Genomic DNA, 17,319 nt, shown 5'->3' on the forward strand with positions numbered 1-17,319 from the left:
TCTGGGCAACTTCCTACTGGGTACGCAAAATCGGCCTTGGCAATAGCCGTTTCTCAGCAGATTAAAATCCACTAGCTTTCTTCTCTTCACTAGCAAGCTATGAGCAAGAGCCTTGCCTTCAAATGGGTTAATTCTCGCTTCCTGCGGCGGACGCAGCTCCGGCTACTGGTTGCTCCAACTTGACATGATGTCTGTTCCGGCGAGTAAAACAAACGTTTGCGTGTACTGCTCTATCTCCTGTTTGCTATGAACATCAGACAACGCTTTCTCTTCATTGTAGCTCTGCTTATCAGCTTGCCCTTTGTTAGTGGGGCCCAAACGGCGGCTACTTTCACCAATCCCTTGCTCGCCAATGGCCCCGATCCGTGGGTAATCCGGCGAGGCGACACGTATTATTACACGAATACCATGGGCAACCGCCTGGTGCTCTGGAAAACCAAAGACCTGAGCCAAGTGCGTGAGGCCAAGCCCGTAACGGTGTGGACGCCCCCCGCCACGGGGCCAAACTCCTATGAGATATGGGCGCCCGAACTACACTTTCTGGATGGCAAGTGGTACCTCTACTACACGGCCACCGACAAGGCTAACTTTGGTGACAAGACACGCTATGTATTCGTGTTGGAAAACGCCAGCGCCGACCCCACTACGGGCACCTGGACCGATCGGGGCAAGGTAAACACCAAGTACTCCGGCCTCGACGGCAGCGTATTTGAGCATAAGGGCAAGCGCTATTTTGTGTATTCGGCCTACGTGGGGCCGCAGAGCGTGCTGGCTATTGCGCCCATGCAGAACCCTTGGACCCTGCAAGCGGACAAGGAGGTTACCATTGCCACGCCCACCTTCGAGTGGGAAAAAGGCGGTGGACGCCAGATTCTGGAAGGACCGGAGTTTTTGCCCGGCAAAAAAGGCCAGCTATTTCTGGTGTACTCAGCCAGCGCCTGCTGGGACGACAACTACTCGCTCGGCATGCTCACAGCCGATCAGAATGCGGACCTGCTGCAAGCCAGCTCCTGGAAAAAAGCCCCCCAGCCGGTGTTCAAGAAGTCGGAAGCGAATAGCGTGTATGGCCCCGGCCACAACAGCTTCACTAAGTCGCCCGACGGCAAGCAGGACTGGATAGTGTATCACGCCAAAGACGCGGCCACCGGCAAATGCGAGCAGCGCAGCTCGCGCATGCAGCCCTTCACCTGGAATACCGATGGTACGCCCAACTTTGGAGAGCCCATCTCCATTAAAAAGCCGCTGCCCCGCCCCAGCGGCACCCCCAGATAAGGCTGGGGGGCTTTTTTCAATTGACTCATTCACCAGGGGCGGTCATGCAGAGCAACGCGAAGCATCTCGCGTGTTTAGCGAGAATAGTATCACAACGTCAGCACGCGAGATGCTTCGCGTTGCTCTGCATGACCGCCTGGAATAGTAGCGCCGCTGCAAATCACTTTATGAAAAAACTGCTGCTTTTGCTTCTGCTCGGCTGTAGCGTGGGGCCCGCCGCCTGGGCCCAAACGCCCGCTGCATCCGACGACAATACGTTTACCAATCCGCTCTTGCCCGCCGGCGCCGATCCGTGGAGCATTTACAAAGACGGCTATTACTATTATACCAACACCACCGGCCGCAACATCACGCTCTGGAAAACCAAGTCGTTGAGTCAGCTGAAAAACGCGGAGAAAAAGGTGGTGTGGACGCCGCCCGCCACCGGGCCCAACTCCAAAGACATCTGGGCGCCGGAGCTACACTTTCTGGGGGGCAAATGGTACCTGTATTACGCCGCCGACGCGGGCACCAACCAAACGCATCGGCTGTGGGTGCTCGAAAACTCCTCGCCCGACCCGCTACAGGGAACGTGGGTTGATAAAGGCAAAATCACGGACCCCACCGATAAATGGGCCATCGATGGCTCGGTGTACGACCACAACAGGCAGCTGTATTTCGTGTGGTCGGGCTGGTCGGGCGACGTAAATGGTCGGCAGGAAATCTACATCGCCAAGATGAAGAACCCCTGGACCATTGATGGGGCGCGGCACAAGCTGTCTACGCCCGTTTTTCATTGGGAGCGTAACGGCGACTTAAATAACCCAAATGATCCGCCTCACGTGGATGTGAACGAAGGCCCGCAGCTGCTGCGCCACGGCAATAAAATTCACCTGATTTATTCGGCCAGTGGCTGCTGGACCGATACGTACGCGCTGGGTATGCTCTCCGCCCCGGCTACCAGCGACCTGCTCAAGCCCGGCTCCTGGACCAAAACCATAACGCCGGTTTTTCAGCAGGCCCCCGCTCTCAAAGTATATGCTCCCGGCCATAACTCCTTCTTCAAATCGCCGGACGGCACCGAAGACTGGATCCTCTACCACGCCAACGACGAGGCAGGCCAGGGCTGCGGCCGGTTTCGTACGCCCCGCGCCCAGAAGTTCACCTGGAACGCCGATGATACGCCCAACTTTGGGCAGCCCATTTCGACTGGAATACCATTGCCAAGGCCCTCCGGCGAAAAGTAAGCGCTGCTAACGAAGCCACTAAGCAGCACGAAAGCAACTGTACATATACCGTTGCCGCCCGCTAAGGCCAGCAAGTAGCCCGGAACCGTTGAAAACAACCTTACATATCCACACTCTCCCCAACTTTTAAGCGCATGAAGAAAGCTCTGCTATTTATTCTGCTGTTGCTAGTGGCCACGCCCGACGTTCAGCTACAAGCCCAAAATCGAAAAACCAAAGCCGCCAAAACGTCCAAAGCCGCAGCTGGAACGCGCTGGACGCCGGAAAAGGCCAACGCCTGGTACAAAGCCCAAGACTGGATGTCGGGGGCCAATTTTACGCCCAGCACGGCCATCAACCAGCTCGAAATGTGGCAGGCTGCCACCTTCGATCCTGCTACCATTGATAAGGAGCTGGGCTACGCCGAAGGCATTGGCTTCAATACCATGCGCGTGTTTTTGCATCATCTGGCCTGGGAGCAGGACCCCGAAGGGTTTAAAAAACGCATGAATCAATATCTGGACATCGCCGATAAGCATAAGATCAAGACCATGTTCGTGTTCTTCGACGACTGCTGGAACAAGGACTATAAAGCCGGTCCGCAACCCGCACCCAAGCCCGGCATTCACAACTCCGGCTGGGTGCAGGACCCCGGCGGCGAGCCGACTTCCCAGGATTCGACCATGTTTCCGGTGTTGCAGAAGTACGTCACCGACGTTATGACACAGTTCAAAAATGACAAGCGCATTCTGCTCTGGGACTTATACAACGAGCCGGGCAACAGCAACCACAAGGAAAACTCATTGCCGCTGGTGCGCAACGTATTCCGCTGGGCCCGCGCCGTCAATCCCGATCAGCCGCTGAGCGTGGGCCTGTGGGCCTGGGATTTCGAGAAGCTAAACACCTTACAGGCGCTCAACTCCGATGTTATCACCTACCATTGCTACGACGACACGCCCGCTCACCAGCGCATCATCGAGATACTGGAAACCCACGGCCGGCCGCTTATCTGCACCGAGTATATGGCCCGTATTCGTGGCAGTCGGTTTGCCAACATTATGCCTTTGCTGAAAAAGCAGAACGTGGGAGCTATCAACTGGGGCCTGGTTGCGGGCAAAACGAACACGAAGTACCAGTGGGATACGCCCTTAGCCGACGGTAGCGAGCCCATTGAGTGGTTTCACGAAGTGTTTCACCCCGATGGCACTCCCTATCGCCAGGACGAAGCGAGCGTGATCAAACGACTAAACGCAGAAAAGGCGGACGCAGCCATCGAAGCGGCACTGAAGGTTAAGTAGTTCTTTACTTAACAAAAAAAGCCCCCTAGAACTGTTCTGGGGGGCTTTTTTATGGGCTAACCTTCTCCGCTCTTAGAGCTGAAGTTACTTTGCCTCCGTTTCTGAAGGCGCGGTCTGCTTATAATGCACGGCAGGCAAACTGCGCAGGCGTTCGGCCGCAAACTCTGCGGTTACGTCGCGCTGGGGATTGGCCAGCAGTTCGTAGCCTACCATAAACTTACGCACTGTAGCGGAGCGCAGCAGCGGCGGATAGAAATGCATGTGCAGATGCCAGCTTTCATGCGCTTGCCCGTCGGTGGGGCGCTGGTGCAGGCCGGCAGAGTAGGGGAAGGAAATCTGAAACAGGTTGTCGTAGCGAATCGTGAGCTGGCGCAGGATGACAGCAAACGCGTCTTTCTCATCGCTGGTCAGCTGCTCAATGCTGCTTACGTGGCGGCGCGAAACGATCAGCGTCTCGTAGGGCCACACAGCCCAGAAGGGCACTAGCGCCACAAAATGCTCGTTTTCGACTACCACTCGGGTTTTCTCCTGTAGCTCAACTTCCAGATAAGCACTGAGCAAGCTGCGGCCATGCTCGGCAAAGTAGGCGGCCTGCTGAACGGTTTCTTTCGCCGGGTCAGATGGCACCGTCCGCTGCGCCCAGATTTGGCCGTGCGGGTGCGGATTGCTGGCACCCATCATGGCTCCTTTGTTTTCAAATATCTGCACGTAGTTGATATCCGGCATCGCGCCCAACTCCAGATACTGCTCTACCCACAGGTCCACCACGCGCCGAATAGCTGGTTCGTCCATCTCGGGCAAAGTCAGATCGTGGCGGGGCGAAAAGCAGATAACGCGCGCCACGCCCGATTCGGATTCGGCGCGTAGCAGCCCGCCTAAGGTTATCTCTCCCACGGGCGCATCGGCTTGCAGAGCGGCAAAGTCATTGGCAAATACGAACGTGCTATCATAAGGCGGGTTCACAATGCCCCCCACGCGCGTGTTGCCAGGGCATAAGTAACAAGTCGGGTCGTAGGTAAGCCGCACATCGGCCGGGGTTTCTTCCTGCTGTCCCTGCCACGGCCGCTTCGAGCGGTGGGGCGACACCAGTATCCACTCACCCGTGAGCGGATTGTAGCGGCGGTGGGAATGTTCGGCGGTATCAAATGTCATGGCAAGTAGCGGTTGATTGTTAATAAATGAGCAGAACAGTTCTACCTGCCTGCTTCTACGCTTTCCACCACCTCCACGCCGCTCACGATAGTAGCCCGATAGGTTTCAAGCGTCAGATTCAGCTCCCGCTGGTAGCCGGCTGTCATGCTTTCTACAAAGGCATCTACTTTGTCGGTTTCCACTAGGTTAATGGTGCAGCCACCAAAGCCGCCGCCCATCATCCGGGCACCCAATACGCCCGGAAGCGGCCGGGCAAGCTCCACTAGTACATCCAGCTCCCGGCAGCTCACCTCGTACTTATCGCGCAGTCCGGCGTGGGAACCATACATTTCCTGCCCGAAGGCCTGAAAATTGCCCCCCAGAAGGTGCAGACAGGCTGCCTCTACCCGTAGGTTTTCCTCTACCACGTAGGAGCAGCGACGATACAGCACATCGCCTAGTTCGGTCTGATGCTCTTTAAGTTGGGTGAGCGTAATATCGCGCAGACTGTGCACCGTAGGGTAGTATTGCTTGATCAACGCCACGCCCTGCTCGCATTCCTGCCGACGGGTATTATACTCGGAGCTAGCTAGGGCGTGCTTTACGCCCGAGTTGCACAGAATCAGACGATACGTGGTGGTATCGAAGGGGAAGTATTCGTAGTCGAGTGAGCGGCAATCGAGGCGTACTACGTGACCGGCGCGCCCAAACAGACTGGCAAACTGATCCATCAGGCCGCTCTTTACCCCAGCAAACTCGTGCTCGGCTGCCTGCCCCATGTGGGCCAGCTCCAGACGATCAAATTTGCCCCCCAGCAGCTTGTTCAACGCAAACGCCAGCCCGCACTCTATCGCTGCCGACGACGACATGCCTGCCCCCAGCGGAATATTGCCCCCAAACACGCAGTCGAAGCCCGGCACGGCGAGGCCTTTCCTTTGCATCTGCGCCACCACGCCTTTCAGGTAATTTGCCCACTGCGTTTTGCCAGGCTTTACCTCTTCGGTCAAAGAAAAATCGTGGGTCTCATTCAGGTCTTGTGCCACTAGGCGGGCCGTATCACTACCGTTTAGTCCCACCGCAAAGTGAATCTCTTTATCTACTGCGGCGGGCAGTACAAAGCCACCATTATAATCAGTGTGCTCACCAATCAGATTTACCCGACCTGGAGCTCGCACCAAAAGCGGGGCATACCCGAAGTGGTTTTGGAAGGCAGTAGTTATAGATTGAGACGACATAAAGGCATACAGCTAAAATGAAACAAAAACAGGAGCGGGGCAACAGTAAGGCTAAAGGTGAGAAACCCGGTTGTAAAACGCAAACGATTGCGCCTATTAGTCACTAATAGGTGTAGATCATTACTATTGGCTTGGAGTAAGAAAATTGATACGAATGAATACTCGCGGGTAAGTGATAGGCTAGCCTGTAATTCAAGTAATTGACTCAGTTTGACAACGATCTAAAGCTGATGTAATGAGTTGAAAATGAAGTTATTAAATAAAATGATCATGGTCAAAATCGTAATTACAGCTGCTATTGAATTAAGTGTTTGAGCTGCTGAGTTATGGGCTTTACTACATAAAATTCCTTCTAAACTTATACATCAATCCGCCCACTAAAATACACTGGATGCGACTTGATATAATGCAGGATTTCCTGACGATTGTTTTATGTATGAATTGTTCAGCCAAGATAATTTGCATGGCATGTCTTGACATTAGTTGAATTTCCTGTTATCCTTACACCACCTAATCAGTAAATTAAGAGTCATAATGCCCGCTTGAGCGCATTCTTGCTGAAATTTTTCTGACTAGTACCACCACCGTTTCAGTTTACCCCGAAGATCAATGCTTCCTGGTTAGCTGATTTTTTTAGCAATGAGTCCGCAAACGTTTGCGCCATTACCTAAGATTTGCTCTCCATGCATATGTGCTTTCATTCTTCTTTCTTGAACTAACACCTTTCCCATCCTATCCTTTCCCTATGAAAAAGACTGTACCCAAGCTGCGTTGGCTAGCTGTTCCAGCGCTTATCTGCTACCTGCCGCTTACCGTAGCTGCTGAGGCTAGCGCAGCTGCTGGCGTGCGCGCGGCACTGCCTTTAGCTGTGGTAATACAAGCCCCTGACGTAACTGTAATTGGTCGTGTAACGGATGAAAAAGGGGAGGGCCTGCCCGGTGTGAACGTAGTAGTAAAAGGCACTTCCAACGGCACCAGCACTGATGTTGACGGACGTTACAGCATCACCGTGCCGGACAATGCCACATTAGTAGTTTCCTACGTGGGCTACACGCCCCGGGAAATTGCCGTAGGTGGCCGTACTACTATCGATGTGCCGCTGGCCCCTGATGCTCAAGCCCTATCGGAAGTGGTTGTGCTGGGCTACACGACCCAAAACCGCCAGAACCTGACCAGCGCCGTTAGTCCTGTGGATGTGGCCGCAGCTAAGCGCGCGCCAGTAGCCACTATTACGGAAGCGATTCAGGGCCGCACCACCGGCGTTCAGATTTCGAATAGTGGTACCCCAGGCCAAGCTCCTATCTTTAATATCCGGGGTATTGGCACCCTGAATGGCGGTAGTGCTCCACTGTTTGTAGTAGATGGCCTGTGGACGAACAACATCCGTGATTTAAATCCATCGGATATTGAATCGTTGACGGTACTGAAGGATGCGTCCTCAACATCCATTTATGGCTCTCAGGGGGCAAATGGCGTGGTAATTATTACCACCAAGAAGGGTAAAGCGGGTAAGCCAACCATTGGCTTCAATGCCTACGCTGGCGTACAGAATGCAGTAGACCGCTGGGATTTGACAAATGCCAGTGAGTGGGCAGCTCTCAGCCGTGAAGCCTACCAAAACGCCGGCCTGACGCCGCTTGCTTCCGCCCAAAATCCAGAGAATTTTGCCGACACTGACTGGCAGGATGAAATTCTGCGCACCGGCACCGTACAAGACTATAACCTCAACTTCTCGGGCGGCTCTACGGGTGAGAACTTTAGCACCAACTTCCTGATCTCGGGGGGCTATTTTAAGCAGAAAGGCGCCCTTATCGGAACCGACTTTGAGCGCTACACGCTCCGCCTTAACTCAGGCCTGACTGCCGGGCGCTTCAAGCTGAGCGAATCCTTGCAACTTGCCCACGCCCTCACCGACTTGCCAAGTGGGGCTCCCTTCCAGGATGCTATCCGTCTGCTGCCTACCATTCCGGTGTATGATCCTACGGAGAGCACTGGTAGCGGCTTTGGTTATGGCAGCCCAGCGGCAAATACCTTCGGTACAAACCCCGTTGCTTCTCAGCTCATCCGCGATGAGTCGCAGTACAACAACCGTTTGCAAGGCAGCGTCAATGCCGAGTACGCCTTCTTCGACTTTCTGTCTTATAAGTTGAATCTGGGGGTAGAAACGCTGGACTACGTTGACCGCAACTCTCGCAAATACGGCCGCATCACCCAGAACCAGCCCCAGAATGAGTACCAGTCCACGTATCAGGAGCAGCGCGGGGATAACTCCTTTCTGATTGTGGAAAACATTCTGGATTTCAACAAGCAGTTCGGAGATCATGGCATCAATGTAATTCTGGGCTACTCGGAGCAAAGAGGCAAAAACACCTTCTCGCGGGGCTTAAACCGCGGATACGGTACGGGCCCGAGCTACAACTTTGTGCTCAGTGCGGGTACTACCAGCCCAGAGGTTACCGGAACAGATTCTGAGTACTCCAAGCGTTCCTATTTCACGCAGGCCGTTTACGATTATAAGAACCGCTACTTGGTTACGGGTAGCTTCCGTCGCGACGGCTCCTCCCGCTTCGACCCCGACAACCGCTATGGTAACTTTGGTGCTGCTTCCCTGGGCTGGCGCATCAGCGAGGAAGATTTCCTGAAGGAATCGGCCCCTTACATCAGCAACCTGAAAGCCCGTGTCAGCTATGGCGTGAACGGTAATGATGCCATTGGTGAATACCGCTACCAAGGCGTTATTAATCAGAATGCTAACTATGTATTCAATGGTAACGTCATAACCGTTGGCTCCATCCAGACGACCATTCCCAGCCAAGGCATCAAGTGGGAATCGCGCTTTACTACCAACTACGGCATAGACCTGGGGCTTTTCGAAGATCGCCTCACTATGTCGGCTGACTACTACACTTCCCGCACGGAGGACGCGCTTGTAAACCCGCTTCTTCCCATTTATTTGGGTAATGCCGGTACGCGTCCTTTTGTGAACATTGGTGATATCGAGAATAAAGGCTTTGAGCTACAACTCGGTTATCAGGACAATCGCAGCGCCTTCACGTATGGTGTTACGGGCAACCTGACTACTGTTAAAAATGAAGTGTTGCGTCTTTCTCAGGAAGGACAGAGCATTCCTAGCGGCGTAACTCGGACAGAAGTTGGTCATCCGGTAGGTGCTTTCTTCCTGATTCCCTTTGATGGCGTATTCCAGACGCAGGAGGAAGTAACCAGACACGTAAATGCTGATGGCCGTGTTATTCAGCCTTATGCTGCTCCTGGCGACGCACGCTACCGCGATACGAACGGTGACGGCCAAATCAACGACTCAGACCGTATTTTCTACGATACCTCTATCCCGAAAATACAGTACGGCTTAGGTGCTAACGCTGGCTTTAAAGGAATTGACTTTTCCCTACTGTTTCAGGGCTCTGGCGGCAACGAATTGTTTAACGTAGCCCGCGCTACCATGGACCGCACCGACGATCCTGCCAACTTCCGCGCCGACTTCACGCCCTGGCGTCCAGATGCTCCGTCCAGCACGACGCCTCGTGCCTTGCAGGGTGGTGGCACTACGGCCAACCTGCGCGAAGCTGCTGCTTCCAATGCCCGGGGCAGCTCACGCTTCTTGGAAGATGGCTCTTACCTGCGCCTGAAAAACATCTCTATCGGCTACACTATTCCTGAGTCACTGACGGGTAAGGTGAAGGGAGTCAGCAATGTGCGCATCTACGTGACGGGCCAAAACGTGCTGACATTCACGGATTACAGTGGTCCAGACCCAGAGATTGTGAATGGCAACTTCTTCGAGCGGGGTGTAGACTTTAGCTCTTTCCCCAACCTACGCACCTTCACGGGCGGAATTCAGCTTGGTTTCTAAACTATTTCGGTTGATCGGCGCTTGTTCTTAGACGCTGATCTTGAACCTATTACCACCCTGTAATCATGAAAATAAATAAGTTTACTGTAGCAGCGCTGGCCGGCATTTTATCGCTGAGCAGCTGCGAAAAAGATCTGCTGGAAAAGGTAAATCCGAATCAGCCTTCAACGCAGGACTTCTGGAAAACACAGGACGATGCGGTCAAGGCAGTTACATCGGCCTACGGAACCTTGCAGTTGCCAGGCACCTATAGCCGCTGGTATTGGTTCGCGACGGATTTGCGCTCGGATGAAGGGTATAGCGCCAGCCCCTGGACGGACCTCGCCAACTTCACCCGGTTTCTGCAGCTCGATTACAATTTCGAGCCCTCCGAGGTAATGTGGACTGACCACTATCGGGGCGTGTACCGCTGCAACCAGATCATTGCCAACTTGCCCACCATCACAACGATAGATGCCGGGCTGAAGACGCGGCTGATGGCTGAAGCACACTTCCTGCGTGCTTTATACTACTTCAACCTGACATCCTTGTATGGCAATGTGCCGATGATTCTGGAAGTTTCGACGGCTACTTCGCGTGCGCCGCAAGGAACCATAGAATCAAACTACGCGCAGGTGCTGGCTGACTTAGCCATTGCCGAAGCTGGTTTGCCAACTGATTACACGGGCGCTGATATCGGGCGCGCTACCAAGGGAGCCGCGCAGGCGCTGATGGGTAAGACACTGATGCAGCAACGCAAGTGGGCTGAAGCTTCCGCTCAATTCACGAAAGTGATTAGCTCAGGCAAGTACCGGCTTGCCGATAACTATCTGGACAACTTCACGATGGGCACCGAAAACAATAGCGAATCTGTCTTTGAGGTGCAGTTCTCTGATGCCTTGCAAGGAGATGCGCAAGATGCTCCCGGCGGTTCGGAAGGTAACAACCGGGCACAGTTTTTTGGCCCCCGTGGTATTGGCTGGAGCGATGGCCAGCCCCGGCGCTGGGTGTTTGAAGAGTTTACGGATAAAACCACGACGGGCGGTGTAGATCCTCGCCGCGACATTACGGTGTTTAACTCGTCGATGCCTATTTATGGACGGACCTATGCGCAGCGCGGCTATAATGACCCGAATGAGTTGTTCTGGCGCAAATACCAGAATGACCGCACCCGGACATTTGAGGACTACCACTCAGGTATCAATATTCGCGTAATCCGCTATGCCGACATTCTGCTGATGCAGGCCGAAGCGCTCAATAACCTGGGGCAAACTGCTGCTGCCATTCCGCTGATTAATCAGGTGCGCACCCGGTCGGGGATAGTGCCACTAACAGGCAGCTTCAGCCAGGCGCAGATGAAAACGCAGATTCTGCATGAGCGCGCGACCGAGCTTGCTGGAGAGGGCGTCCGGTTCTTCGATCTGACTCGCTCGGGATTGCTTGATAATCAAGCCGGTGTTGATCAGATCAAGACGCGCGACCAGGACTTCCTCAACTTCGTGCCCGGCAAGTCGGCTTTGCTGCCCCTGCCCCGCACCGACCTCGATATTGATAAGAACATCAAGCAAAACCCAGGTTGGTAAGCTATTGCTGGCCGCGGGCGACTAGCCGCTAGTTATTTCCGTTCCGGGCCGGGACAGTGTGTGACTACCAGTCACCTCTGCTCTGGCCCGGAATTTTTTTGCTGCCGAGGACTGACCTGTAAAAAGCCCCCAGACGCATTCCTCACTTTACATCCTACTTATGCACTTGCTGTACAGTCGCTTTTTAGCGGTATTCGTCCTCTGTATTGGCTTCGTTGGATGTCAGCGCAGCACAACGGTACCAGATGTAGCTACCGCACCAGTACTGGGGGGCATTTCTTCGTTTTCTAATCCTGTTCTCAACGAAGACTTTCCCGACCCAACCGTTATCAAAGCTACTGATGGCTACTACTATGCCTACGGCACGCAAACGGAGCGAAAGGGCAAAGTGCTCAACATACAAGTGGCCCGCTCCCGCGACTTGGTTATGTGGGAGCATCTGGGCGACGCGCTGCCCCAAAAGCCTGCCTGGGCTGATACCACCCAAAACTTCTGGGCTCCGCATGTAAGCTTTCACGATGGCCGCTACTACCTCTATTATTCGGCCGAGCCCAACATGCGCAAGTATCCGGTGAAAGGTAAGGAAGTTAATGGTTTGTGTCTGGCAGTGGCTACAGCTACGTCTCCGGCTGGTCCTTTCATTGATAGTGGTCAGCCGATGCAGTGTGGGCCGGGGTTTGTCAACATTGACCCCATGAGTTTTGACGACCCCGCTACTGGGAAGCGCTTGCTCTACTGGGGCTCCGGGTTTGGTCCGATTAAAGTGCGAGAATTGGCCCCCAATCGTACCACTTTCGCGCCGGGCAGTACTGTTATTGATTTAGTTAAAGCTGATACTTCTAGGACCGCGGACAATTACGAGAAGCTGGTAGAAGGAGCTTGGGTGGTGCTCCGCGATGGGTGGTACTACCTGTTTTACTCCGGCGACAACTGCTGCGGACCCAAGGCCCACTATGCCGTGCTGGTGGCTCGCTCGCGGAGCGCTACTGGTCCCTTCCAAAAGATGGCTGAAGCCACTGGTCGCCCCAATAGCGCTATTCTCGTACGCAATGATCAATGGCTGGCGCCGGGCCACAACTCCGTAATTACCGATGCCGCTGGCCACGATTGGATTGCCTATCATGCCATAAACACGCAAAAAACTGCCACTAGTGGTCAGGCGGGCTCTGGTGGGCGGGTAATGCTCCTAGACCGGCTGGAATACCAGGATGGCTGGCCGCGTGTGGACGCCAATGGTACGCCCTCGGCAAGCCCTGTGCCTGCGCCTGTTATAAGCACTACGCCAGCGGCTAAATAACAGGATCGTGTTGCTCACCAATTTCATGTATTCTGCCCTATTCCCCTTTCTCTATTCTTGTCGATGCTACTAAAACCCGTCTTGCGTAAGCTGCTCACCCTCTCCCTGATCGTAAGCCTGGGAGGGTGTAAAAAATCAGAGAATTCCACCGTTGCGCCACCGCCCTTGGTGGTAGACGAAACAACGTATTCAACCCCGTTGTTGGCTTCTGCCCCTGACCCTTGGGTGTACCAAAAAGACGGCTTCTACTACTTCATGAGCACCACGGGGGGAAATTTATCGTTGCGCAAAACCGCGAAAATGTCGGAGCTGAGCAAAGCGCCGGCTAAGGTTATCTGGACGCCTCCGCCAGGCAACACGTACCGCGACATTTGGGCCCCGGAGATTTATTTTTTCGACGGCAAATGGTACGTCTATTTTAGCGCCGATCCATTCTGCTGCAATGGACACCGTGTGTTTGTATTGGAAAACTCCTCGCCTGACCCCACTACCGGCACTTGGGTTGACAAAGGCCGAATTGCAAATCCGACGGAGGACTTCTGGGCCATCGACGGGACGGTAATGGAGCAGAATGGGCAGCGCTATTTCCTGTGGTCAGGCCACCGGGAAACGGCCGATGGTGTGCAGCGCCTCTACATTTCCAAGATGAGCAATCCCTGGACGCTGACGGGGCCGCGTGTCGAGCTTTCCAGCCCTGAGTACGAGTGGGAAAAAAAGGGCGAACCGGACGTGAACGAAGGCCCCGAAGTGCTGAAGCACGGCAACAAAACATTTATCGTGTACTCAGCCAGCCATTGCTCAACCGACGACTACGCCCTGGGCCTATTATCGGCCTCTCAAACTGCTGATCCATTGGACCCCAAATCGTGGACCAAAACCCCAACGCCAGTCTTTGTTAAAAACCCCACCGGCAACGCTTTCGGACCCGGCCACAATGGCTTTTTCCAGTCGCCGGACGGGAAGGAGGACTGGCTGATTTACCATGCCAACGTGGCGACCGGGCAGGGCTGTGGCGATGCGCGGAGCACGCGCATGCAGAAGTTCAGCTGGAATGCCGATGGCACGCCCAACTTTGGCCAGCCAGTACCAACCGGCAGCAAACTGCCAAGGCCCAGTGGTGAATAATAAGCTTCCTTGGCTCTGAATACAGATTTTTTAGTAGCGTTTGCTCCCTACATACTCCTCCCTACTACTCGCTCTTCTTCCACAACCCAATCTTTCTTCCGTGAATAATTTGCTCTCCTCATTCTCCCAAAAAACTGGCTGGCTAGCAGCGCTGGGCGTCAGTGTACTGATTGGTTGTCAGCCGCCGGCTACCACTACGCAACCTGCCGAAAACCCTACTACGGTAGTTACACCCGAGCCCGCAACTCCCGTAGCGCCTGCGGCTCCGCCTATTCCTAACCCGGTGCTTCCCGGCGACTTTCCCGACCCCTCCGTAGCGAAAGTGGGCTCTACGTATTGGGCCACGGCTACTTCGTCGAACTGGGGCCCTGTCTTTCCATTGCTTAAATCCGACAACCTTACCGATTGGAAGATTGTCGGGCACGTGTTCCCAGAATTGCCCCCCAGCTGGGCCGACTACTATTTTTGGGCCCCCGAAATCAATCAGGACAATGGCAAAACCTACGTGTACTACTCCGCCCATAAGAAGGGCGGTAACCTGGCCGTGGGTGTAGCCAGCGCCGACCGTCCCGAAGGCCCTTACCGCGACCATGGCTTCCTGGTAGGACAGCCTGCTGGCTCCATCGATGGCTTTCCGATGCGCGATGAGAAAGGCCAGCTGTATCTTATCTGGAAAGAAGATGGCAACAGTGTAAAGGAGCCAACTCCCATCTGGGCCCAGCGCCTAAATGAAGAGCGCACGGCCCTGACTGGTGAGAAAACCGAGCTGTTTCGCAATACGGCACCCTGGGAAGGAAACCTGGTAGAAGGCGTGGCTATGGTGCGTCACAATGATTACTTCTATGCTTTTTATGCCGCCAATGGCTGCTGTGGCAGTGGCTGCACGTACGCTACGGGCGTAGCCCGCGCCAAAAGCTTGCTCGGACCGTGGGAGAAATACGAGAAAAACCCCATTTTGGCCCCCAACGAAACCTGGAAATGCCCCGGCCATGGTACAGTGGTACAGCACGACAATCGGTGGTACTTTCTGCACCATGCCTACGATAGGGAGGGATTCCAGAATGTGGGCCGCCAGGGTGTACTGAGTGAATTTACCTGGAATGCAGATGGGTGGCCCGAGTTTACGGGCGGCAGCACCCCAGCCGCGCAAACGGCGAACCTTGAGCAATATGACGTAACCGACGAGTTCGACGGAACCGCGCTCGGCTTAGCTTGGCAATGGCCTATTACTGCTAAGCCGAAAGTAGGAGTGAAGGATGGCAAATTGCAGCTTACGGCCCGCTCTGAAGCCGCGGGAGCTATGCTTGGCCAAACGACCTATACCACCAACTACACCGCCACCACCCAATTCGACCCCACGACTTTGCCCGCTGGCGTACAGGCCGGCCTCACGACCATCGGGAATGTGGAGAACACCTTGGCTCTTACAGCTGGCGGCGGCAAGCTCCGGCTGTGGCAACTGAAGAAAGGCAAGCGCGAAAACCTAGGTGAAACAGCCATGCCCAAGGGTAAGAATCTGACGTTGCGGGTGCAAGCTGAGGGCGGCACCAAATACCGGTTTGCCTACAGTCCAGATGGTGGCCAGACCTGGCAAAACGTGCCCGCCAGCGGCGACGCCATTGATGGCAGCTTTCTGCCACCCTGGGATTTGGGTGTGCGCGTGGGCGTCCTGGCCCAAGGCTCAAACTCGGCTACGGTCGCTTTTGATCGGTTTACGCTGGACAATCAATAGCAGAAGCAGCAAGTGCTTACTTTGCTAATCTTAGCGGGTAAGCTCTTGCATGTAGCTAGTGGATGTGAACAGAATTTGCCCCCCAAGCGCTATTTGCTATGACTCAATCCTTTTTTCGCTTCAAAAGCCGCAGCTCGTTAGCGGGAATACTGCTTCTTTTGACCTTGGCTAGCGGGTGGGCGTCGGCCCAGAACATGGTGCCGCTGAACCGGCCTACGTATTACCCGCGTGTCATTCGGCTACAGCACAGCGGCGCGGCCAATGGTCGGCTGCTGGCCAGCTTTGATTCGGGCAGAACCGGCAACATCTACGAAAGCCCGGATAATGGGCAAACTTGGCAGGCGGTAGCGGAAGTAACCGAGACCACGCCGCCCGGTAACTGTTGCAGTGGCTTGTATGAGGTGCCGCGCCAGCTCGGCAACACGGCGGCGGGCACGCTATTCTGGTCAACCTCGGTAGGTACGGATAAAGGTGGACGCGGCCCGTGCTCTATTCGCATTTACCGTAGCCTCGACCAAGGCCGCACCTGGAGCTATTTCTCAACCCCAGTCAGCGGGTTTATTGGGTTGTGGGAGCCGGAGTTTGGCGTGGACAAGCAAGGCCGATTGGTGGTGTACTACTCAAGCGAAGAGCGCAAAGCCAATGGCTACAATCAGATGCTGGCGCACAAAGTCTCGCTGGATGGTGGCCTGACCTGGGGCGAAGAAGTGCTGGACGTAGGCATGAACGACGGCAAAAGACGCCCCGGAATGCCTTTGGTAAAGCAACTGCCCAACGGCAGCTTCGTGATGACCTACGAAATTTGCGGCACTGGCTGCGATACCTACATTCGCACTTCGCCGGACGGCGTCACCTGGGGCGACCCAGCCCATGAGGGCACACGCGTAGAATCGACGGCGGGGCACCACTTTGAGCACGCACCCACCCTGGCCTGGGCCCCGGTACCGGGTAAGAAAGATGGTCAGCTACTGGTTATCGGGCAGATGTTGCTCAACAACGCCGACAACACCATAGCCCCCGACAATGGCAAAGTGTATATGGTAAATACGAACAACGGCATCGGTCCCTGGACTGAAGTGCCTGCGCCCGTTCCTGTACCCGATGCCAAAGACAATCCTTGCCCCAACTACAGCTCCCAGCTGTTGCCCTCCGCCGATGGCCTGACGGTACTGGAAGTAGCCCTCCGCATGACCGAAAATGGCTGTCGGGCCTTCTATAGCACAGCGCCAGTGAGCACTTCTACTTTTCAAAAAGGCTCCCCAAACAAGAAAGCGCGAAAGTCAAAGTAAATACGTGGCGCTTCCTGTACGTCGCGCGTTGTTGGGGCTATACTTGGGTATATTTTAATTTTGTCTTTGTGAGGGACTTAGCGAAGTAACGGGCGGTGAAGCGCAAAGCTTATTTCGCTGTATTCGGTAAGGTAAATATAAGTTGCAAAAAGCCCCCCAGCGATAAGTCTGGGGGGCTTTTTTGGTGCGCCTCTTCACCACGTACTTCCTGCTTTTCAATGTTAAGCAGCAAAGGAACGGATTCGTTAGTGCTATCAATTTTTGTATTTTGATAAGATTAGATAGCAATTGATAATTTCATT

General features: G+C 54.5%; 11 protein-coding genes. 9 read left to right on the plus strand and 2 right to left on the minus strand.

The window, feature by feature from the left end; genetic code table 11:
- The first annotated feature begins 246 nt into the window (after positions 1-246).
- The 3 genes from IEW06_RS07655 (at position 247) to IEW06_RS07665 (ending at position 3,775) form a co-directional block, all read left to right on the plus strand.
- Positions 247-1,272, plus strand: coding sequence for a glycoside hydrolase family 43 protein (locus IEW06_RS07655; protein WP_187733211.1), 1,026 nt, complete (start codon positions 247-249; stop codon positions 1,270-1,272).
- Positions 1,273-1,439: 167 nt separating this feature from the next.
- A complete protein-coding gene (locus IEW06_RS07660; RefSeq protein WP_188547873.1) occupies positions 1,440-2,498 on the plus strand; it encodes a glycoside hydrolase family 43 protein in 1,059 nt (352 codons plus the stop codon).
- Between the two features lie 134 nt (positions 2,499-2,632).
- The gene (locus IEW06_RS07665) at positions 2,633-3,775 is read left to right on the plus strand and encodes a cellulase family glycosylhydrolase (RefSeq protein ID WP_187733210.1); all 1,143 of its coding nucleotides are present in this window, start codon (positions 2,633-2,635) and stop codon (positions 3,773-3,775) included.
- Between the two features lie 84 nt (positions 3,776-3,859).
- On the opposite strand, the gene IEW06_RS07670 is transcribed toward IEW06_RS07665, so the two are convergent.
- The gene (locus tag IEW06_RS07670) at positions 3,860-4,927 is read right to left on the minus strand and encodes a UDP-glucose--hexose-1-phosphate uridylyltransferase (RefSeq protein WP_188547875.1); all 1,068 of its coding nucleotides are present in this window, start codon (positions 4,925-4,927) and stop codon (positions 3,860-3,862) included.
- A 41-nt stretch (positions 4,928-4,968) separates the two neighbouring features.
- On the minus strand, positions 4,969-6,141 hold the full coding sequence (gene galK / locus IEW06_RS07675; RefSeq protein WP_188547877.1) for a galactokinase: 1,173 nt from the start codon (positions 6,139-6,141) through the stop codon (positions 4,969-4,971).
- A gap of 745 nt (positions 6,142-6,886) precedes the next feature.
- Between galK and IEW06_RS07680 the strand changes: the two genes are divergently transcribed.
- The 6 genes from IEW06_RS07680 (at position 6,887) to IEW06_RS07705 (ending at position 17,017) form a co-directional block, all read left to right on the plus strand.
- Positions 6,887-10,012, plus strand: a complete 3,126-nt coding sequence (locus tag IEW06_RS07680; RefSeq protein WP_188547879.1) for a SusC/RagA family TonB-linked outer membrane protein — start codon at positions 6,887-6,889, stop codon at positions 10,010-10,012.
- Between the two features lie 65 nt (positions 10,013-10,077).
- Positions 10,078-11,574, plus strand: coding sequence for a RagB/SusD family nutrient uptake outer membrane protein (locus tag IEW06_RS07685; protein ID WP_188547881.1), 1,497 nt, complete (start codon positions 10,078-10,080; stop codon positions 11,572-11,574).
- Positions 11,575-11,734: 160 nt separating this feature from the next.
- Entirely contained in the window at positions 11,735-12,871 is a 1,137-nt protein-coding gene (locus tag IEW06_RS07690; RefSeq protein WP_187733204.1) for a glycoside hydrolase family 43 protein, read from the plus strand.
- 63 nt (positions 12,872-12,934) lie between these two features.
- Positions 12,935-13,996 carry a glycoside hydrolase family 43 protein gene (locus tag IEW06_RS07695; protein ID WP_188547883.1) on the plus strand — a complete coding sequence of 354 codons (1,062 nt, stop codon included), beginning with the start codon at positions 12,935-12,937 and terminating at the stop codon, positions 13,994-13,996.
- Positions 13,997-14,096: 100 nt separating this feature from the next.
- Positions 14,097-15,728, plus strand: a complete 1,632-nt coding sequence (locus IEW06_RS07700) for a family 43 glycosylhydrolase (RefSeq protein ID WP_223284730.1) — start codon at positions 14,097-14,099, stop codon at positions 15,726-15,728.
- Between the two features lie 98 nt (positions 15,729-15,826).
- The gene (locus IEW06_RS07705) at positions 15,827-17,017 is read left to right on the plus strand and encodes a sialidase/neuraminidase family protein (RefSeq protein ID WP_187733203.1); all 1,191 of its coding nucleotides are present in this window, start codon (positions 15,827-15,829) and stop codon (positions 17,015-17,017) included.
- Positions 17,018-17,319 lie beyond the last annotated feature (302 nt).

Origin of the sequence: Hymenobacter qilianensis (genome assembly GCF_014638675.1) — a bacterium.
Classification (GTDB): domain Bacteria; phylum Bacteroidota; class Bacteroidia; order Cytophagales; family Hymenobacteraceae; genus Hymenobacter; species Hymenobacter qilianensis.